The 20,835-nt window shown below is 47.0% G+C and carries 19 protein-coding genes; 8 read left to right on the top strand and 11 right to left on the bottom strand.

Annotated features, from left to right (window positions below; genetic code table 11):
• Positions 1–270: 270 nt before the first annotated feature.
• From AWQ22_RS15425 to AWQ22_RS15415, 3 genes are all read left to right on the top strand, one after another.
• The gene (locus tag AWQ22_RS15425) at positions 271–918 is read left to right on the top strand and encodes a MotA/TolQ/ExbB proton channel family protein (RefSeq protein ID WP_065711882.1); all 648 of its coding nucleotides are present in this window, start codon (positions 271–273) and stop codon (positions 916–918) included.
• Positions 919–1,006: 88 nt separating this feature from the next.
• Positions 1,007–1,429, top strand: a complete 423-nt coding sequence (locus tag AWQ22_RS15420; protein WP_012305613.1) for a biopolymer transporter ExbD — start codon at positions 1,007–1,009, stop codon at positions 1,427–1,429.
• Positions 1,430–1,513: 84 nt separating this feature from the next.
• Positions 1,514–2,482 carry a sucrase ferredoxin gene (locus AWQ22_RS15415; RefSeq protein ID WP_065711881.1) on the top strand — a complete coding sequence of 323 codons (969 nt, stop codon included), beginning with the start codon at positions 1,514–1,516 and terminating at the stop codon, positions 2,480–2,482.
• 44 nt (positions 2,483–2,526) lie between these two features.
• Here the strand turns inward: AWQ22_RS15415 and AWQ22_RS15410 are convergent, their stop codons facing one another.
• The 3 genes from AWQ22_RS15410 to AWQ22_RS15400 all read right to left on the bottom strand — a co-directional run bounded on the left by AWQ22_RS15410 (position 2,527) and on the right by AWQ22_RS15400 (position 7,084).
• Positions 2,527–4,047 (bottom strand): gamma-glutamyltransferase, encoded by a 1,521-nt coding sequence (locus AWQ22_RS15410; protein WP_065711880.1) that lies wholly within the window; start codon positions 4,045–4,047, stop codon positions 2,527–2,529.
• A gap of 126 nt (positions 4,048–4,173) precedes the next feature.
• Positions 4,174–5,403, bottom strand: coding sequence for a hypothetical protein (locus tag AWQ22_RS15405; protein ID WP_065711879.1), 1,230 nt, complete (start codon positions 5,401–5,403; stop codon positions 4,174–4,176).
• 415 nt (positions 5,404–5,818) lie between these two features.
• Positions 5,819–7,084, bottom strand: a complete 1,266-nt coding sequence (locus AWQ22_RS15400) for an FAD/NAD(P)-binding protein (protein ID WP_232321581.1) — start codon at positions 7,082–7,084, stop codon at positions 5,819–5,821.
• Between the two features lie 101 nt (positions 7,085–7,185).
• On the opposite strand from AWQ22_RS15400, the gene AWQ22_RS17000 reads away from it, so the two are divergent.
• From AWQ22_RS17000 to AWQ22_RS15385, 3 genes are all read left to right on the top strand, one after another.
• Complete coding sequence (locus AWQ22_RS17000) at positions 7,186–7,995, top strand: hypothetical protein (RefSeq protein ID WP_065711878.1); 810 nt, start codon at positions 7,186–7,188, stop codon at positions 7,993–7,995.
• A 67-nt stretch (positions 7,996–8,062) separates the two neighbouring features.
• Positions 8,063–8,887 carry a metallophosphoesterase gene (locus AWQ22_RS15390; protein ID WP_065711877.1) on the top strand — a complete coding sequence of 275 codons (825 nt, stop codon included), beginning with the start codon at positions 8,063–8,065 and terminating at the stop codon, positions 8,885–8,887.
• A 2-nt stretch (positions 8,888–8,889) separates the two neighbouring features.
• A complete protein-coding gene (locus AWQ22_RS15385; protein ID WP_065711876.1) occupies positions 8,890–9,630 on the top strand; it encodes a metallophosphoesterase in 741 nt (246 codons plus the stop codon).
• A 94-nt stretch (positions 9,631–9,724) separates the two neighbouring features.
• Here AWQ22_RS15385 and folE read toward each other — a convergent pair whose 3' ends face one another.
• Positions 9,725–10,363, bottom strand: coding sequence for a GTP cyclohydrolase I FolE (gene folE, locus AWQ22_RS15380; protein ID WP_012305605.1), 639 nt, complete (start codon positions 10,361–10,363; stop codon positions 9,725–9,727).
• Between the two features lie 121 nt (positions 10,364–10,484).
• Entirely contained in the window at positions 10,485–11,570 is a 1,086-nt protein-coding gene (gene hemB / locus AWQ22_RS15375) for a porphobilinogen synthase (RefSeq protein WP_084449065.1), read from the bottom strand.
• 688 nt (positions 11,571–12,258) lie between these two features.
• Between hemB and AWQ22_RS15370 the strand changes: the two genes are divergently transcribed.
• Positions 12,259–12,885, top strand: coding sequence for a DUF4360 domain-containing protein (locus AWQ22_RS15370; RefSeq protein ID WP_012305603.1), 627 nt, complete (start codon positions 12,259–12,261; stop codon positions 12,883–12,885).
• Between the two features lie 228 nt (positions 12,886–13,113).
• Here AWQ22_RS15370 and AWQ22_RS16600 read toward each other — a convergent pair.
• From AWQ22_RS16600 to AWQ22_RS15345, 4 genes are all read right to left on the bottom strand, one after another.
• A protein-coding gene (locus AWQ22_RS16600) for an IS5 family transposase (protein WP_157094579.1) occupies positions 13,114–13,907 on the bottom strand; the annotation gives its coding sequence in 2 pieces (ribosomal slippage) (positions 13,114–13,574 and positions 13,574–13,907; 795 coding nt in all).
• A 269-nt stretch (positions 13,908–14,176) separates the two neighbouring features.
• Positions 14,177–14,452, bottom strand: coding sequence for a hypothetical protein (locus tag AWQ22_RS15355; protein WP_065711874.1), 276 nt, complete (start codon positions 14,450–14,452; stop codon positions 14,177–14,179).
• 421 nt (positions 14,453–14,873) lie between these two features.
• Positions 14,874–15,449, bottom strand: coding sequence for a DUF4126 domain-containing protein (locus AWQ22_RS15350; protein WP_012305601.1), 576 nt, complete (start codon positions 15,447–15,449; stop codon positions 14,874–14,876).
• A gap of 117 nt (positions 15,450–15,566) precedes the next feature.
• On the bottom strand, positions 15,567–17,765 hold the full coding sequence (locus AWQ22_RS15345; RefSeq protein WP_065711873.1) for an amino acid permease: 2,199 nt from the start codon (positions 17,763–17,765) through the stop codon (positions 15,567–15,569).
• 414 nt (positions 17,766–18,179) lie between these two features.
• Here AWQ22_RS15345 and AWQ22_RS15340 point away from each other — a divergent pair, with 414 nt between their 5' ends.
• Positions 18,180–18,800: a hypothetical protein gene (locus AWQ22_RS15340; RefSeq protein WP_065711872.1), complete on the top strand. Its 621-nt coding sequence runs from the start codon at positions 18,180–18,182 to the stop codon at positions 18,798–18,800.
• Between the two features lie 47 nt (positions 18,801–18,847).
• Here AWQ22_RS15340 and AWQ22_RS15335 read toward each other — a convergent pair whose 3' ends face one another.
• Together AWQ22_RS15335 and AWQ22_RS15330 are read right to left on the bottom strand one after the other, a co-directional pair.
• On the bottom strand, positions 18,848–19,708 hold the full coding sequence (locus tag AWQ22_RS15335) for an NAD(P)H-binding protein (RefSeq protein ID WP_065711871.1): 861 nt from the start codon (positions 19,706–19,708) through the stop codon (positions 18,848–18,850).
• 108 nt (positions 19,709–19,816) lie between these two features.
• Positions 19,817–20,830: an AraC family transcriptional regulator gene (locus AWQ22_RS15330; protein ID WP_065711870.1), complete on the bottom strand. Its 1,014-nt coding sequence runs from the start codon at positions 20,828–20,830 to the stop codon at positions 19,817–19,819.
• Positions 20,831–20,835: the final 5 nt, after the last annotated feature.

Raw genomic sequence — 20,835 nt, 5'->3', positions numbered from 1 at the left:
ATTATCTCAACCACTGTCAAGTTCTTTATCGAGAATATCTTGTATTTAAAATTTTCACAAAGCCACATTTATCGGCTAAAAGCCACTGAAACTAAGAACTAAAAGTATTTTCAGGAATTACCATTTCAGATTAAAGGCTTTGTTTTTGCTAAGTCTTCTGATATACAAGGATAATTTATTGAAAATAGTTTGAGTTAGGCTCTAGTCATTTGGGCAGCAGTGCCAGATAATGCTTCTTAAACGCCCTCACACATTTGAACCCATAGCACTATGAACATCACAAATTTCTTTGCCGCCGGTGGCATCGTTGCTTATCCCTTGCTCCTCTTCTCTTTGGCCGGTGTAGCCTGCATTATTGAGCGAGCCGTTTTTTGGTGGCGGATTAATCGTCGGCAGCGTCAAGTTGTCCGGGACGCCCTCGGTCTATATCGGCAAGATCCGTTCAATGCGATGAAATTTTTGAAGCGTAACGCGGATCTACCCATTGCCCGGATTTTTTTAGAAGCCCTTGATTTAGAAAATCCCAACAGTGAAGAGTTTCGTCTCGCCCTCGAAAGTGCAACCCAAGCCGAAATCCCGACCCTAAAACGGTTTAATACTGTGTTTGACACAATTATTGCTGTTGCGCCCCTACTGGGATTGTTGGGAACGATCCTCGGTTTGATGCAATCCTTTTCGGCGCTCAACATTGGTGATGTGGGTAATACCAATGCCGCTGGGGTGACTGGTGGAATTAGTGAAGCATTGGTTTCGACTGTGATGGGTCTGGTTGTGGCAATCTTCACCCTGCTCTTTGCCAATCTCTTTAATGGGTTATATCAACGTAACCTAGCATTTATCCAAGAGTATGGTGGCCAGTTAGAATTACTATATCGCCGCTTCTATGAAAAGAGTGAAGAAGCAATTATGAACCGCTAATGCCTGCTAATCAAACGATGCGCAGCTATTTTTTTATGTATAAGCCATCCATTTAAGCTTAATTCTTTTATTTTAAAAATTCACCACTATGCGTATTCCCCAGGAAGAACAAAAATCCGCAGGCATTAATATTGTGCCGATGATTGATATTATCTTTTCAATTTTGGCCTATTTTATTATTTCGACCCTCTATTTGACGAAATCTGAGGGCCTACCGGTTAATCTACCTGGGGCAAATACAGCACAACAGCAACCGAGCACTGAAATTACGGTGACCGTAGATGCGGCGGGAGATATTTTTCTCAACGAAGCACCCGTTGAAATCGCTACACTCCAAGCTGGTGTCCGAAATCTAATGGTTGAGAACCCAGAAACCTTGGTGATTATCAATGCCGATGAAGCAGTTAGCCATGGATCCGTAATTGAAGTAATGGATGAACTGCGGCAAATTGAAGGAGCAAGATTGGCGATCGCCGCCCAAAAAGAAACAACATCCACTAGCACTAATTAATACGAAGTATGATTTACGGCTACAAGGCTTCGCTCCTACATCTCAAAGCCTTACAGGATTTTTGGGGGATTAACTAATCGAGATATGAATTCATTTTTTTGTGCCGAGTCATCCCGCAAACTAGGAGAAGATCCTATCGGCTGGGGTGTCAATACAACCTATTATCTTTTGTTAGAATATGCCCAGCCTTGGCGCGAAAACATTTTAGAGAGTGATCCCCAATTTATACCGCTCCTAAAGTTTTACCAAACTTTTTTGGCACCGAGAAAAATCCAAATCCGGCCCATATTTATTTGGGGTGAATCGTCGTCAAAAGATCGAAGTCGAGCTATTTTATTAAAACAAGAGCAAGGATTTATTCGAGGTTACAAACGCCAAGAATTTACAATTTCGAAGTTAGCAGAAGCTATTCCAATCCTAGAAACTTGTTTCACTGATTCAGATAGTTTTTTTGCTACAACAGATTCAAGCCAACAACAACGGGATATTCTTATTTGTACCCACGGCACTTATGACAAGTGTTGTGGAAAATATGGCAAGCCCTTTTATCGGCAAGCAGTACGATTGGTTCAAGAATTAAACCTTGAAGATCGAGTGCGCATTTGGCAAGCAACTCATTTCGGTGGACATCGCTTTGCGCCCACGGCCATCGAGTTTCCTGGAGGACGTTATTATGGCAGGTTAGATGAGGCTTCCTTGCAATCTTTACTGACCCGTCAAGGCGATTTAGATTTTCTCAAAAAAGTTTATCGAGGCTGGGGCGTTTTACCTGCGCCGGTACAAATCTTAGAGCGAGAATTATGGTACCGTCATGGTTGGCAATGGTTAGACTACGGGGTTGATTTTCAAATATTAGACGCGAATAAAGACGAGACGTTTTTTCGGTGTCAGATCACGGCTCAACAAGAAGGCGATCGCCAAATAATTTATACCGCAGAGATTGTCGAAGACCCAACACAAAACATCCACCTCCGGGGTGGTTGCAAGGTGCCAACAGCCGAAAGATATCCCCAATTTAAGCTGCAAAATTTATCCCAAACCTCCTCTCATTAGAGAAAAGTAGCCTTTTCCAGTAACCACACCTAAAATTTTGGATTTTAGGCAAAAGCGACACTGCCCTCCCGTCGGGGATCGGCGATCGCCTGCAATTGCTGCGCTTCTTTAGACCACAATGCGGCCTGTACGCCACCAAAATACATTGATAGCGGCGGAAACTCCCGGAGTGGCATCGACAGATTCAATAAATTCTCAGCCCTTAAATTTTCTTCGTAGGCAAGCATCAATTGGTCGTCAAATGCTTCCACATGGAGGCGCGGTCGTCGGATGGCCTCACTGAGAGAATCGCCATGCACTATAAAGTTGGTCAGTGACTGGGCGATCGCCGTGGTGATCCGCGACGCACCAGGGGAACCAATCGACAGTACAGATCCATTCCGGTGACGCGCAATGGTGGGGGCCATATTTGAAATCAATCTCGTGCCTGGCGCAATGGGTTCACTCTGCTCTCGATGCAGCTCCAACTCACCCAGGGAATTATTTAACCAAAAATTACGACCGGGAATCACCGCCCCAGAACCATAACCCGCCGATGCCGTCAGCGAACAGGCACAACCTTGATCATCGACCGTGGACACATGGATCGTAGAAGGTGAACTGCGGTAATGATCGAGCTGATTTGTCCGAGCAAAATGTAGCAGATCCGTGACTGCTTGCCATCGATCTTGATCAACATTGAGATGTTCAAAACGATAGTTAAGGACGGCCTCTTGGATCGCAGCAATGGTTTTATGGTCGAGACTTTGACGGGTCTGCTGAAGAAGGAGTAAAGCGGCTAAACAGGCACCACCCACTGCGGGGGCCGGGTTGGTAACAATTTCCCAGTCACCGTAGTTCAGCCGAATTGGTTCTCTGATAATCGCTTCGTAGCTTGCCAAGTCAGCTTGGGTAATGGCACCGTGCGATCGCTCCATTGCAGCGACTAATTCCTGGGCTAAAGTCCCTTGATACAAACAGTCAGGGCCTTCATCAGCCATCAGCTTTAGAGTTTTAGCGAGGCCCGGTAAGCGGACGATCTCATCAGCCTTGAGATAATCTTTGCCGTTTGGATGAACAAGCTGATAACTTTCGGGATGCCACCCAAAAATCGCTGCATGGGCCTGTTCTAAATACATTCCTGAGACACGGGAAAGGAGACTGCCTTGCTCTACCACTTTGGCCACGGGCGTGATTAATTCTGCCCAAGACAATTGGCCGTATTCTGCTGAGGCTTTGGCGATCCCGGCGAACATCCCTGGCACTGCCACCGCACCATAACCAATTCCGGTATAAATGCCACCACCATAGTTCAGCAAGGTCTTTTGTAACTCTGGGTAGGGGCGATCGCCAGGGAAATCTTTACCAGGCATCGCTGCATAGGCATCAATGACAACGGGTTCTCGATCCTGGGGCCAAATCGTGATGAAACCACTGCCGCCCGGTGCCATGACCCCCAGTTCGCAACACATGGAAGTTAATGTGGCGGCGAGGGCGGCATCGATGGCGTTACCTCCCTGGGCGATAATCTCTGCGCTGATATTGGCGGCAAGTTTAGAATCAGCGGCGATCGCGACTTTGGTCATCGTTTTTGATTAATTGTTTTTGATCGAGAATGCATTGTGATTTTTTCCATAGATCAATTTTCAACTGAAAATCGATATCTGTCTTCAAGGTAAGTTACGAAGCCAAATCACTTGATGTTAGAGCCTTTAGCGCTGTAATCGTTTCTGCAAATACTCACAAGTCCAGCCCCGGTCCACTAGCACCTGCCAGGACACCAGATGAATACCATCCCGCACCAGATAATCCCCATCCACCTCTTCGTAGTAGCCCAAACGCCCCAACTTCTTCATCGCCTCAAACCAGTAGAAGAAATTCGCCCTTTCACTTGTGTGATTATTTGCCACTGCATTCTTGACTGCATAAACAAAAAAGCCCGCTGGATTTTTCACATAGTGGTCACGCCGATACCGCTGATAGGCGGCGATCGCCCCTTCAATGATTTCTGCCGCCGTCGTCTTCACTAACCGCACCAGAGAAGGATTCAACACAATCCCTAGATCATCAAGCCGCTCCAAATGAGCCTTGGCTTGGGAATTCACCACCACATCCGCTTTATCCGCTTCTTCCGTCTGCAGTTGTTTTTCCTCAATAGCCTGAGTTGTACTGTTCCCAGCTTCCTGAACTGGAGTTCGCTTATCTTTTTCTTTCTCTTTTTGCTTCAATTCCCTGGCAAACCCAACAGCCCCAGTCTTGTCCCCAGTCATGGTTTCAGCCACTTCCTGTGGATTAATTACTTGTTCCCCAGATATCAGCCCACCATCATCTCCATCGATATTTCTTGTTGATTCTACACTTTGACCCGCCGCTTTTTCTTTTTCTTGGTCTAACTTGTGGGTTTCACCAGTAACTGCATTTCCAGCTTCATGGTTTTTAACATTTTCCCCTTGGCTAGACTGAGTTTTCTGTTCCAGTACATCAGTAGCCTGAGGATCCAAAAAAGAAAATTTTAATTGAACAGCAGAACAATCCTGATCTGTTGAATCTTTAGTATCTATATAAGAAGGTACGGCAGCATCAGGGTTTGAGGCGCGTTTTTGGGAAGTTTTATTCCCAAACTGGGAAGTTTTGTTCTCGATTTGGGAAGTTTTATTCCCGGGACGATAAGCGGCGAGTTTGTAGATTTTGCTGTTGTACTGGCGCTGAATATTGACGAGACCAATGTTTACGAGTTCGGTCACGGCCTGGCGGATCCACTTGAAGCAATAGGGTTTCTTGCGGAATTTGCCAGTCCAGTGGCGGAAAGTATCGAGGTCTACTTCAAAGGTTGTACCGGCGGGACGTTTGCGTAGAAGCCAGTTGTAGAGGGTGGCGGCGCAGCGACTTACTTGGTTGAGGAGGCAGTCACTATCGGCGGTAATCATGGCAAAGGCGGTCATTTTTTTATTCTCCAGATGGGGGGTTGGAGAATCAGCAAAAAAGCTGCTAGAATGTACCCATCAAGAACCCCGCTAAAAGTTCTTTGTTGGGTTGGTGGAAGCAGATTTTCGCCGACCCTCATCTTTTTTAAATTTCTCTAATTCTACAGGATCTTCTCCAGGAAAAGAAAAGGCGATCGCCCAAGATCAGCACAGGCCAGCTTAATATTGATGGGCTAGCGCGATGAGAAGCAAAGTATTCTGGAAGTATTTAGCCGAAGTCATAGATCAGCCATAATTTAACAAAAGTACACAAAAACTCCAGCAGGCTAGGTGGGCAATTTGTGCTTTTGAAGTAATGATCCCACCGCGATCGCCTTTTATGTCTCTAAACTTAGAGCAAACTCCTAAAAACTCTTCATTCACACCTACATTGCTAGGCGCTAACTCCAGAGCAGGTATTCGCTTGGTAAATGCGTTGTAGACTTGACTTGGTTAGGGCAGGGACAAGGCGATCGCAAGCCAGACGCGCCCCGGAGATATTGCGGGCAGTGGGGCCAAGTTGCAGGGCGGCTAATCCTCCCATGAGGAACAGATCACAGCCTTGCCAGCGTAAATATTCATCCAAAATAGGGAGACCGTTCAAGATTGGTTGGCGATAGCGATCCATCACCTTGGTGAGTAGGGGTTCGGCCATGACATCAAAGCGACTCCCCGTTGCTAACCAGAGGCGATCGCCCTGGAGAATTTCCCCATTGTCACAGTGCAACTGCCAGTGATTCCCTTGCCAATGGGCGGCTTGGATTTGGCAATTGGGCTTGAGGGTAACTTTGTCCTGGCGTTCGGCGCGGCGGAGCTGGGTCATCACCGCTGGCGTGAGGGAACCGCCATTACGGGCTTCCAGAATCATTTGGTGGCGTTTTTGCCAATCGGTTTCAGCGGCAAATCCCTTGAGATATTTCGGCCCTAACCAACCTGCATCGGCATCAAAAAGTTTCTCCTGGAAAGGGCGACGGGCAACGATCGTAACCTGGGCTTGGCGGGCGATCGCCCCCAATGCGAGATGACCTGTGGAGAGACCACCACCAACAATGACAATTTTTTCACCCTGAAGATGTAATTTCCGTAAATCAACGCGATCACTGTGGCAAAGACGATCAAATGGATAGCTAGCTTCGATCTGTTCCAGCCAATCTGGTAGCTGTCGTTGGGTTTGGTTCGTCGCTAGAACGACCCGCTTGGCTTGCCACTGTTGGCCATTATCGAGGGTTAAACAAAATTTGCGTTGACCTCTCTGGGGAGGGATTAACTCTGTAACCGCTGCGGCAATTAGTCGTTGCTCTAACTGAAATTCGGCGATCGCCTCTCGGCAAAAATCTTCAAAAAGTCGGGTACTGGGTAAATCATAGGGCGGAAAAAGTTCATTGGGACGTCCCTCAGCAAATCTACGCAGGGCAAAGGGATCTGGGTGGGGATGATGTACCGCCGGCGATCGCAAATGGGGAATCTCCTGGGCCGCAAACTGGTGAGACCAGCGGGCCAACCAACAACCATGGGGATCAAAAACAACAATTCGCTTACGCCACTGGGGACGTTTTTTTAAAAGATGAAGCACCAAGGTCAGGGCCTGGACACCTGCGCCAATAATTGCAATGTCACACTGCTGCATCGCCTTGACGGAAATTCTTGGGGGGATAGACATTTTCACGACTTTAAATAAAAATGATAATTATTATCAAAATATCGATAATAACAAATCACTGAACCAAGCGCTGGCTTGTCCGCTAGCAGGAAGAAAACATAATGATCGATTGGACAACAACAGCTATCGTGGCGATCGCCGGTCTGGCGGGCTCCGGAAAAACCCAGTGGCTCCGGCAGCAATTCCAGGGGAAAACGGTGCCTGTTACCTATTTCGCACCGCGGACGGTGGACTGTGCCATCGATCGCCATTGTCTCGCCCTTGAATTTCCCCATTGGCAGTTTTTAGAAGAAGGGCAGGAAATTGAACTGATCCGCGCTGTAGAACAGGGGGCGATCGCCATCTTAGAGCTTGGTTTTTATGTGGCCTTAGCGTCTGGGGAAGAATTGCTAAAAGCATTGGAAGAGGCTGGTTTTCCCTGTCAGCGATTGGCCTTTGTCTCCGAGCAGATCGCCAGTTCCCCTTGGCATGATTGGGCCGATCAATTGATTGAAGTACCCCTACCGCTGCCGACGAATGAAATTCAGGTGTGGCGATCGCCCCTGAGGGGTCAGGTCTTTGATCCGGCGAGCCTCAATATTTTTTGGGATGAACTCACCGCCGGGGCCTATGGCCAGATCCAGCGTGCCAAGGGCATTGTCGAAATCATTGATGGCAGAGCTTTTTATCTCGACTATGTGGCAGGGATGGCGGACAGCTTCTACCGTGAGCTTCCCTGTGAACTTTGGCTGGAAGGTAGACCCGAACGCTTTAGTGGCCTAGAAGTAGTCGGTACTCAACTCGATGGGCGACAAATGGCCGCTACCATCCCAGATTGCTGTCTTAACGATGAATTACTGGCTTATTACCAAGGGCAAATACGGCGACAACGGCAGCAACCTGACTCAAAACAACAGTATGCCTATACCTAAAATTAAACGCCTAATTCATTTAGCCTGCTAAAACGTCTAACAAAATTAATAAAACCTTCTCAAAATTATGAAAATTGCCGTTATTTCCTGTATTCATGGGAATTATGAAGCCTTAACGACGGTGCTTAAGGACATTGACAGCCAAAATGTAGACCAGATTTATTGTTTAGGGGATTTGGTCGGCTATGGCCCCTACCCCAATGAAGTGGTGACCCTCGTGCGATCGCTGGATATTCCCACTGTCCAAGGCTGCTGGGATGAAGATATTGTCGATGGCTTAAATGCCTGCGAATGCAGTTATCCATCATTGCTCGCAGAAAAACGGGGTAAAGTTGCCCACCAATGGACAGACCAAGAAATTCACCCCGAAACCCGCACCTATCTAGCCCAGTTACCAAAAGTACTCAAGCAGGATCAACTGGCTTTTACCCACGGCAGTCCCCAAAGTCAGCATGAATATTTACTGCCAGAACTAGATGGTTTCCTCGCCCTAGAGCGGGTTTTGAGTACGGGGGCAGATATTCTGTTTTGTGGCCATACCCATGTGCCCTATGTGCGCACCCTTGATCAGCATTCTCTGAAATTTTCTGTCCGCACCAATTCCGGGAAGGCGATCGCCCCGGAGCAGGAATTTACCGCCCCCGTCAAACGGATTATCAATGCTGGGTCTGTCGGTGAGCCGCGCCATGGTCGTCCCAATGCCACCTATGTCATTTACGATGGCGATCGCGATCAGGTGGCATTACGGGAAGTGGAATATGACTATCACAAAACCTGTGCGGCGATTATCGAAAAAGGATTACCGCCAATTTTTGCCTGGCGCTTAGCTCAGGGGATGGAATTTGCCGAACGAGCCGACGATCCAAGCCACCTTTGCGAACGGGGAGTATAACGATGATGCAGTGGGCAATTTTAAGCGGTATCGAAGGGAATTTAGCGGCCTATGAAGCGGTACTCCAAGATATTCGGCGACAAACCCCCAAGGTCACAGAGCTATATATTCTAGGCGATCTAATTGACGGAACCCCGGCAGGTAATGCCGTTGTAGAGCGCATCCGCCACCCGAAACAAGGCGAACTGATGCCCCAGGTCTGTAAGGGTGCTTGGGAAGAACAATGTCTAATCGTGCGGGGTTTAGCAGCAGAACCCGAAGAAAATCCTTTTCTCGCAGAAAAAGGTGGTGCCATTCTCAAACGACTCTGGGATCATGTTCCCTTAGAAACGGTGCAATGGTTTAGACAACTCCACTTCGGCTTTGCAGAATTAGACTGTCTTTTGCTCCATGGCAGTAGCCTGACGGTGTTTGAAGCCCTCACACCGGACATTTCTCCTTTGGTTTTATTAGATCGTCTGTCCCGCACGGGGAGTAATCGTCTTTTTTGCGGGCGATCGGGCCAAACCTTCCAATATCAGGTGAGCACCGGAAAATTGGCGGCTACAGTCACTACCCTTGACCAGACTGCGATCAGTCAGAACTATACTATTGGCGACTCTGTTGGTACTGCCGCCCGTTTGATTGTTGGTGTTGGCAGTGTGGGCCGAGTCCCCAAGCAAGCCACCTACACCCTCTACAATCCCAATACAGACCAAGTGACCTTTCGGACAGTGCGTTATGGTAGAGCGGGATTTGGTTGATTTTTTGCCCTCTAATAGCAGAATTTCCCCCTAAATTACCTTTTTTTGGTGGTTTAGGGGGATTTTTTTAGATTCTCAGGGGAATCAATATTTGCTAGTGGAACGAAGGACGATGGCGAATTAACTCCATGAATTCTTGGCGAGTGGCGTCATTGTCGGCAAATATGCCCTGCATTGAACTGGTTACTGTCCAAGAGCCTGGTTTCTCGACCCCACGCATCACCATGCACATGTGGGTTGCCTCAACCACAACAGCGACTCCCTGGGGTTGTAATAATCCATGAAGGGCATCGGCAATTTGTTGGGTTAAGCGTTCTTGTACTTGCAAACGCCGGGCATACATTTCACAAATACGGGCAATTTTCGAGAGGCCGATCACCTTACCATTTGGAATGTAGGCCACATGGGCGCGGCCTAAAATCGGCAAAATATGGTGTTCGCAAGAGCTAAACAGATCAATATCTCGCACTAAGACCATTTCATTGGTATTTTCATGGAACACGGCCCCATTGAGGAGTTCATCAAGGGATTGATGGTAGCCAGATGTCAAAAATTTAAGGGCTTTGACCAATCGTTTCGGCGTATCGCGTAATCCTTCACGATCTGGATCTTCGCCTAAGCCGAGTAATAAAGTGCGCACGGCTGCCTGCATTTCGGCTTCTGAAACTGGTGGTTTGATTTCAGTATTAATGGTTTGTTGGCGAATATCGGTCAAGGAAATGGGTAAGTCCATGGGATTAAGTTTTATCAATTAGTGGTTTGTTGGTTGTCGGAGGGCGATCGCCCTGCAAGTTTTATGCGGCAACGCGCCGAAGGATGACTGACTGGTTTTAGATGTAGGGAAGATCAGCGAATTACATTTGCTGTAAAGCTATAGCCGCTTCCTTAGCGAAATAGGTCAAAATCAAGTCAGCCCCGGCCCGTTTCATGCTGGTCAAGGTTTCTAGCATGACGGTTTGTTCATCCAGCCAACCCCGTTTGGCCGCTGCTTTGACCATGGCATATTCCCCACTGACGTTGTAGGCGGCGACGGGTAAATTTGTCCGTTGTTTGATGCGATAGATAATATCCAAATAGGCTAAGGCCGGTTTAACCATCACGATGTCAGCCCCTTCGAGAATGTCTAATTCCACTTCTTTGAGGGCTTCTTGACCATTGGCCGGGTCCATTTGGTAGGTTTTTTTGTCACCAAACTGAGGGGCCGAATCCAAGGCATCTCGAAATGGCCCATAGTAAGCGGATGCATATTTAGCGGAATAGGCGAGAATCCCTACATTAATCCAGCCTGCGGCATCGAGGGCGCGGCGAATCGCTCCTACGCGACCATCCATCATGTCTGATGGTGCCACAAAATCAGCGCCTGCTTCTGCGTGCATGAGGGCTTGTTTGACCAGGACAGCGACTGTTTCGTCATTGAGGATTTCTCCGTCTTCGACAATACCGTCGTGACCTTCACTGCTATAAGGATCGAGGGCTACATCTGTGATAACGACCATATTGGGCAGGGCTTCTTTAACCGCCCGTATAGCCCTGGGAATTAACCCGGCAGGATTATAGCTTTCGGTACCCGCATTGTCTTTTTGGTAATCAGGGATCAGCGGAAAAAGGGCGATCGCCCCAATGCCGAGGTCATAAGCTGTCGCCACTTCAGCTAATAGCAAATCCAAAGAATAACGAAAACAGCCAGGCATCGAAGGGATTTCCGCTTTTTGTCCTTCACCCTCCATGACAAACAGGGGATAAATAAAATCATTCACAGTCAGGGTCGTTTCCCGCACCATGCGGCGTAAAGCAGTAGTCCGTCGTAGTCGCCGGGGCCGATATGTTGCTATTTCAGCAGGAGTCGTAGCATCAGTGGTTTTAGCAGGGGTTGTGGCTTTAGTAGAAATATTTACAACAGCGGCTAAAGGAGACTCTGGGCGAGGTGGGGGTATCGACATAATAAAAAATGATAATCATTCTCTAATATTCTACACTACGGTTCAAGCATTTGGACGTCGACTTATTTTGTGGAGAGCTGTTCACTCTTCTTAGGGTTGGTTTGGAATAATGCTGGCAAAGCCCCCCTTGCTCCCCCAGGCTAGGAAAATCCCCTAAATGCTAAGTCAATGCAGTCTCGTCCCCCACATGAAGAGATTTAGGGTAGCGACTCAATAGCATTTGATGTCGTTCAGGTATCCTCTCAGATTTAATGGATATATTCCTTCCGAATTAGTGCTATTCCTGGAGCTTGCTGAAATATTGGCCAATTAATTAAAACTCAGGTATCAGGAGATTCTTAATTGGCTTATTAATATCTCTGAAAAAAAGAGAGGTACCTAGTTGGAATTTAGATGCAAAAAAATATTAATTTTGAACGATTCTGAAAACAGCGTCTGGATCGACTAAAAATCTTGAATTTTGTTCCCGTAAAATAAATCTAAAAATTGGAAACAATTGATAACCAATCTAGTCAAATACCCTAACACAATCTGCAATACCTCTTCAAAAAAGAAAGCATTAATACACCATCACCAGTTAATAAATAGCTGCGTCAAATCTTTTGGCGAACTTTTGACTTTCTTGAAATCTAGAACTTTAAATCTAGAAAAACGAATTGGAAACTGCATCATTAATGAGGTAATTGAAATGAAGTTAGAACACGCTTTTTTAGGTCTATTGGCTGCTTCGGGTATAGTCACTGCGAATGTTCAAGCCGTCAAGGCAGAAGAAGGGTTTGCCTTTAAACGTGTACCAGTCATTGTAAATGGTAGTGGCTGTCCTCCTGGCAGTGCTTTTGGGATTGTGAATGGGAATTCGGTTTCAATTATTTTTAGTGAAATGTATACCGAAGCGGCCCGACGGGAATTTAAACGGGCTTCTTGCAACATTCGTATGAAGCTCGATGTTCCTAGCGGTTACACAGTACAACCGGTGAATCTCCGCTATTTAGGCTATGCCAATATTCCTAATGTATCGGGGGCACGTAGTACGCTGAATACTTTTGCGAGTTTCGGTGCAAGTGGCGGGTGGGTTGATCGCAGCAACTTTGGCCCAGGCTTTCAAAGCGATTTTGAACGTAATGTCGATATTGCCCTTTCAGCAGTCAATGCTTGCACTCGACCGGTTACAACAAACTTTGGCATTAACACTAACATTAGTGCTTGGGGACCCCGTTCCGGTGATGAAGTTACTTCTATGGGTATTGATACGGTGGATGTGACTTTAGAGGATGTCATTTACCGTATTGAGTTTGGCTTTATTCCTTGTTCTTAAGTAACATCTGGCTTTTGTTGTGCTAGTGCTTTTTGCTTACGCAATTAGGTGAAACCTAAAAGGTAATGATGGGTTTGTTGCGGTCTATCTCAATACACCATCAAAAATGTGGACATAGCCACTTAGTTTTTTCCAGGTGTGTATTTAATCACATTGAACTGCTGTGGAATTTTATCCATCACTAAAATTCATCATTACCCCTTTAGAGGCCGTTTATAAAGTAAATCTTTAGGAAACTAGCCGACGTAGCATAAGACGACTCATGGAAGCGTAAATCCCTGCCTCCGATACCTCTGGTAATTGCTCATAGTCCTTACTAAGGCGACGATACCAATTCAACCAACCGAATGTACGCTCAACAATCCAACGTTTTGGTAACACCACAAATGCCTTACTGTTTCTGCTAATCACTTCCACCTTGGCTTGAACCATTAACCACAGACTTAAGGCAAAACGCCCTCCCCGATATCCGGCATCGACCCACATCAACCGAAATCGTCTCAATAGTTCCTGCTGCTGTTCCCTGAGTTCCATCACTGCCGCCAGGGTAAGGCTACGCTCTGAGCCATTCCCTTCAGAGACCAGGACTTTGTAGAGTAGCCCTAAACTGTCGACTAGCAGGTTTCTCCGTCTTCCTTTGACCTGCTTACCACCATCGAAGCCATAGACTTCGCCCTTTTTTCTGTCGTTTTAACCGATTGGCTATCAGCAATCAAGACGCTAGGTTCTGCGCTTTTCCCCACTGATTGGCGACAGCGGGTACGCAGAGCATGGTTGATTTCTTCCCAGACTCCTTGCCTCTGCCATTTGCGATAGTAGTAGTAGACTGTGGAAGAGGGAGGAAAGTCCTTGGGCAGATAGGCCCATTGACAACCCGTTTTGAGGAGATAGAAAATTCCATTGCAGACCTGTCGCATATCAGTGGTACGTGGATGACCGCCGGACTTTGGAGCAGGAATTAAGGGTTCTAGTAAAGCCCATTCTGCATCGCTTAAGTCACTGGGATAGGAAGCTTGAGACATTGGTGCTAGTTTCCTGTGTCGTTATGCTTATGTTTGACCTTAACGACTTCACGGGCAACAATCCTATTCTCTTTATCTTTACTTTATAAATACCCTCTTAGTACTACCCAAATGTTCTCTACCCCGCGATGGTAGATTTCATTGAGCACTGATAACCAGAATTTGGCTCCCTCGCCCCCGGTAGCATTGCCTCAGAACCTCTGCAAATCTTCTATTCTGATCTTGCTACCGTTACCGTTTCCTCACTTCTTTCAATGGATAAAGTCGAGCTAAGAGAACTGTGTCGTTGAAATGACCCAACCATAGGTTACAACTGCCAACAGGATTAACCCGTAAACGAATTCCTTTTGCTGACTAAACCACCCCTGCAGCATATTCTTGAAATTGTGTAGGCTGCGGCGTCGCTCATTTCCTAATTCTCGTATTAGTCTGGTCACCTTTGCATTAACTTCTTGTAATGAAATTTCACCCTGCTGATACCTTGCTTCCAGGGCGTCTAGCTTGCGCCAGTATTCTTGGGTGGCATTGAGGAGGTTAGGAAACATGAGTACGTAAACCAGTAGCTATCAGTAAAGGCGATCGCCGTGAATATTGAGTAAGTTTTAGTCTTCGCGGCGAAGATTGTCATCCTCGATTTTTTATGGGGCACTGACGCTATCACCTTGATTGTATTGTAACGCAATGTTAATTTTCTTGCGCTATGACTTGACAATCTGGCAAGTATACAAATTTCGCAAGCATAAATAAAAAGAAAACATGAAGAGACCGCCAAACCTACAATAAATAGTTGCTCCTGCCAAAACAGGCTCCGTAAGGATTCACTGCAACCTTTTCAAAGACTGGGCCTTGATGACCAATGGCAGTCAGGTCATTTAACAGCTTGGGCACATTATCAGAAATATTGTCTGGTCAAAAATTGCAAGATTGTTTTCCTCAGCAATCTCATAATCAATTGCTCTGAGATCACTAAGATCTAGATTTTCGAACAAAAACACGAAATAGTCGCTGTAGCGCAACTCCCAGAACCCCAACAACAATCGCTATTGCCAGGAACGGCACAAATAGTGCCAGTAAAGATAAAACTCCAGCACTAAGAGCCTCGACCGTTGACACCACTGGATTAGCAATGCCGCCAGTAGCCGTAGTTGAAGCGCCTCGCGTTACCGCCGTAAAAGTTTCAATGGTACCGGCAGTACTTCCACCTGCAAGAATTGCTAAAGTCCATTGGAGTAACGGTTCCAGTTCAGTTAGCTGCCCCAGGCTGGCAGAAGTTAAAAGAGTACCAACAGCGATCGCCAAAGGAATCTCAATCCCATCTAATAAATTGTCAACAACAGGAATGTAGTAAGCAAGTATTTCAACGATCGTCGCTATTCCAAAAGCAAAAAAGGCTGGGTAAGTTCCCAACCAGACAAAATCTTCACCGAGGGATAGATCGCCGAAGATCGCCATCCCACTGAGTATTAGCGGGGGAATGAAAATACGAAAGCCAGCAGCAGCACTGAGAGTAACGCCAATACAAAGAGCTAAAATAATATCCATGGGTAGCGAGAGCTGCGGAACCCCCTTATTGTGAACGACCTAATGCCCATTACAGAGTCATGAAGTGCAGATTTTTTGATACAGCAGGATTTGAAGTTGGATCAAAAAAAATAAGTACTACTTTTTTAGGACTTCAGCAAAGGCGAAGCTTGGTGCAGCAAGAACCAACATTGTAGATGGTAGATCATGGATTCTCTCTTCAATGGAGGCATAGTAATCACAAAAATTCTCGTTCGGTTCTGCGATACCGAGGATGACTTGATCTGCATTACGCGAAGACTCAGACAAAATCTCATCAAATGATCGACCTTCTGCCACCAAGATACAAATCTCTGCATCAATGCGAAGCGTTTGTACCAGGACATTAATATTTTGTTTGGCAGTTGCTGCGGCTGATTGATCCGGCACCACTAGCTTCAAATAAATTTGAGCGCTACGCCATTCCATACTGTCCCGCAGTAGCTCTGCCAAGATCATCATCAGTGCACCATTAGCGTGCAAACCTCCCCACCAAACATCAATTTGATGATGCTGCTTACTTTCGGGCTGAGATTTCTCTCGATAGATAATCACATTACGCTCAGCGCGATGCAGTGCATGGATAAGCTGACAATAGCTACTGCGATTTTCGGGGGTTTCATTATTACCAAGGAGGACTGTATCAGGCACGATGGGGCCAAGGCCATAAATTTCAACAAGCCGCTCCACGCCCACAAATGGATCTTGGGCGGTCAAGACTCTGACCAATGCTTGTATATTTCGCTCTTGCAGATAATCATTAATGCTCTTTTCCATTTGCTGCTGCTGACGGATACTGCGAGAATCCATCGGCAAAATACTTGCAATGGTAAACAGGCCCCGATTGCGATTTAACCCATCTGCTAATTCGATTAATCCCCAACGCCGCGTTGGTGCACCAGAAAGAACTAACATATGGGGCCGCCATGTTCTCGGATCGGGGTGATGACCCAGTTGAAATAAGCTTGTTCTCAACAGCATCATCCAAATACCGCGACGGGCATCTCCCCAAGTACTCTTTAACTCCCGTCGCTGAATCCACAAAAAGATCATCGCAACAATTAACCCAGCAACGATGGTCGCCACTGGATTAATTAAAAACATAACCGCTAAACATCCGAGAGCCCCAAGCAGCGAGAAAGACCAATGCACCGCAAATAGAGGGCGAAAAGAGGGACTATCGAGAAATCCTTCAACGCCAGCGGCAATGTTGAGTACTAGGTAGGTTGTGAGAAAAAACATACTCAGCACTGGTGCGATTAAGTTTAAATCACCCACCATGACCGCTACTGTGACGATCCCTAAGGTGATCGCTGTGCCGATGCGTGGTTCGTTATTAGGACCACTGCCTTTGCCTAGGAAGCTTAGCCATCGCGGTAAGACGCGGTCCCTTGCCAAGGCTTGTAAAATCCGGGGGGCACCTAAAATGCTACCGATAGCACTCGATAATGTCGCTCCCCAAATGCCTAACAGAATTGATGGCCCCCAAAAGGCGATCTGCTGCATAATTAGGGGATTTTCAACTAACGTACTGGCATCGGCTCGAGTGGCAAGAAAAAAAGGCAGAGCCATATAGATCAAGTAACCAACGCCGACGGCTGCCAATGTACCTGTAGGAATTGCCTTTGTCGGTTCTTTGAGATCGCCGGACATATTAACCCCGGCCATAATTCCGGTCACGGCTGGGAAAAAGACGGCAAAAACTGTCCAGAAAGATTCGCCACTATCCGTACCCCAGGGTTCTAGCTGAGTTGCTTCCAGTGGTGAACCGAAAGCTAGGGAAACAAGCGATAAGGCGATGATCGCCATGATGAAGTACTGGGCTTTGATGGCAATTTCGGCTGAGGTAATTGCTAATACTGCCACAAGAATGGTGACAATTAGGGCAATGTAAGTCTGGTTGAAGCGGCCAAAGGCATTGACAACGCTTTCGGCAAATCCAATGGTATAAAGTGCAACTGACAGCGCCTGGGCAAAGTAGAGGGGAATCCCTACGGCTCCTCCGGTCTCGATCCCTAGGGAGCGGCTAATCATAAAATAAGCGCCACCAGTTCGCACGACCCGATCAGTGGCGATCGCACAAATTGACAACGTCGTCAGAAAGGTAATGCTCACAGCCATCGTGACAATCAGCCATGTGCCAAAAAGACCGACATTGCCAACTACCCAACCAAAGCGGAGGTACATAATCACCCCCAAAATGGTCAGCAGCGAAGGGGTAAAGACCCCACCGAACATACCTAGCCCTGCTTTGTCTGCTGGCGTCGTAACAGCGGTAGAGCTAGTTTTTAAAGGCATTTTAAAAAAGTTGATGAATGTTAGTAATGGTAAAAATATACTGACTTTCAGCAATCCAAAATATGGATGGGGCTAAACGGCATTGTCAACTTAAGCCGCTTGACAAACACAAGCCCTAAAAAGCTTTCTACATGGAAAGTCCAGCAAAAACAGGAGAAAACATTTTAGGGAAGCTATCCATATCCTAAAGGATACTGTGAACAATAACTATTTTCCCCACCATGGCTTGAAGACTGGCCTACGTCAAGCTTTCCCCTAGCCCCATCAAAGCTCTTTCACGACCTCCAGACAATTTTTCCTAGCACTCTATGCTGGGTGATTAGCATCAAACTGCTTCTCTTTACAGAGGTTGATTGGGGAGCAACTTGTTACGGTAAAGGAACGACTATTAGCCTGTAAGTTATTTGGGAGTTTATGCCGACTAATCCCTTCGATTCCAAAGCCCGCCAAAAAGATCTCCACGATTTCATTGAAACCCTCACTGCTAATACAGGGCAAAATCTGGCGGCGATCGCCAACAATCCTATTTTTAAAACAATTCAGAAAATCTTTGGCTTTGGTTGGCTAGCAGCAATTGTCGGAGATGTGGATGTGGCAATGGCTCAGGCTGAGATTCAGCGGTTAAAACAGGCTTATCCCAACGAAAATCCAACCCAACTAACCCAGCGAGTTATCCAAGCAAAAAGTCTAGAAGCTGCCAAATTAGGGTTTGTGGCCAATCTTTTGCCCCCTTTGGCCCTGGCATTATTCGGCTGGGAGTTGGCAAGTATGACAAGACTCCAGGCGGAGATGGTTTATCAAATTTCTGGCCTCCATGGGCTGAATCTCCAGGATCCCCGTCGCCGGGCAGAAATTCTGGCAATTTTTGGCTTGTCCCTCGGTGGCAATGGTCTCAAAACAGGCCTAAGTTTTCTCGAAATGATTCCCCTGGTGGGTACAGTGGTCGGGGTTTCGAGCAACAGCCTGATGATGTATTCCCTAGGGTTAGCGGTCGACCAGTTTTATCGGTTTAAACAGGACGCACAAAAATATTGATAACAATTGCCAACTTCTGCGTCCTGCCTCAAACTTCTCGTGTTTTCCTACAGGGTCACTGGTCGCCATCGGCCGGTGGCAGCAACCTCGCTAGCATAATCAGCAAAATCCTTGGGTGAACGTCCTAAGGCACGCTGAATGCCATCGGTGAGATAGGCATTGCGGCCATCAAGCACAGTGTTAAAAAGATAGTCCAGCATCCAAACTACTTCTTTGGGGGCGCCAGATTCTTTGATACCAGCCACAAAAGCATCGTGGGGAACTGGCACATAGGTAATCTCACAGCCGCTGGCATTTGACAACTCAGCCGCAATATCAGCAAAGGTCATTAAGCGAGGGCCAGTGACTTCGTAAATTTCTCCGGCATGCCCCGTTTCTGTCAGGGCAGCAACAGCAACCTCGGCAATATCATCGACATCTACAAAAGGTTCAGAAATATCACCCGCTGGGAGAGTGATTTGTCCAGCCGTGACCATTTCGAGGAACGCACCCTCTGAGAAATTTTGATTAAACCAACTGGCTCGGATGATTGTCCAATCAAGACCACTCTCCTGCACAATCTGTTCACAGGCTTGGGCTTCGATTTCGCCTCGACCCGACAGGAGTACCAAGCGTTTAACACCATGACCTTTAGCGCGATCAATAAAAGCCTGAATAGCATCTGTCGCTCCCGGCATGGCTAGATCTGGCGCATAGTTGATGTAAACCGCTGCTACATTTTTAAGACAGGCATCCCAGCTGGTTTCATGGTGCCAATCGAAGGCTGGTGTGGCTGAGCGTGAACCGATCCGGGTCGGTATGCCCTTTGCTTCTAGCGCAGTAACAATCCGTCGTCCTGTCTTGCCGGTGCCACCAAGGACAAGGGTTAAGCTGTTTGAATTATAAGCTTGATGTTGAATAGTGTTCATGGTTTGCTTCCCTTTGTTGGGTGAACTGTAAGCCCACTATAAAAAGCCCAACTAGGGAATTTCTTGACAGTTGCTGCCGAAATTTTGACTGAGTGCGCCAAGTTCGGCTTAATTTGGTTTGGTCTGGAGATTAAGACGGAAAGAACGTGGTGTCTGTCCAGCCCAGCGCTTAAAAGCTCGTGTAAAAGCACTTTGCTCAGAAAAGCCCGTCATGAAAGCGACTTCCGCTAGAGAATAATCAGTCTGCTGTAAAAGCCGCTCTGCCAACTGACGTCGTGACTCATCCACCAGCGTTTTGTAGGAGTAACCTAGCTCTGAGAGTCGGCGCTGTAAGGTGCGTCCGCTTATGGTGAAGTGCTCGGCAACATCAGAGATCGTTGGCACACCTTCACTCAGGCATCGAGAAACGTAAATACGCACCTGGTGTTCGAGGGAATGGGGGTCTGCTAGTTTAGAGAGTTCAGTCTCAAGATGGGTATCAAAAAATTGGGAAATACTTTTGTCGCCAAGCTGGTTGGGGGTTTGCAGCGACTCATTGGAAACTAATAATGCGTCTTGGTCTGCATCGAAGCGCATTGGACAGCCAAAATAGGCTTGATGTTCTCTGATGCGTTTAGGGGCCTGGTGCTTGAAGTAAACGGCTAGCGGTGTAAAGGGCTTGGTAGAGACTTGCCGGCTAATTGAGACAATACTGGCAATTGTTGCTTCATTGGAAAGTCGCATTCCCAGGCGGCGGTCGCCCATTCGGTGTAAGTGTATAAATGCGCCTTGGTCTACTCGCTCAACTGTATAGGTCGAAACGCTCGTCAGCACACGAGCATAACGTTCTGCCCGTTCATAGGAGCCGCCCAGATTTGTGGCTGACTTCCAGGCCAGGCCAAAAGCACCATAATCATCACAACGCATTGCCGCCCCCGCTCGCAGTGGCAAAGTTGTACCATTATTTTCGGCTATGGCAATCTTTTCTAGAAAGGAATAGTAATCCGTATCAGAAACCATCTGGGAGGGATCAGCGGCACTATCTGGATCAATACCGAGCGATTTCAAGAGGTTATTTTTGTCGAGGGCATCTTCAACGACTCCGACAACTTTTCTAACGAACAATGAAGTAATCTGTCCCATTCAAA

The sequence above is a fragment of the Picosynechococcus sp. PCC 7117 genome, assembly GCF_001693275.1.
In the GTDB taxonomy this organism is placed as follows: Bacteria; Cyanobacteriota; Cyanobacteriia; order Cyanobacteriales; family MRBY01; genus MRBY01.
The sequence above is the reverse complement of the archived record's forward strand: the minus strand, read 5'-3'. Positions and strand labels throughout refer to the sequence as shown.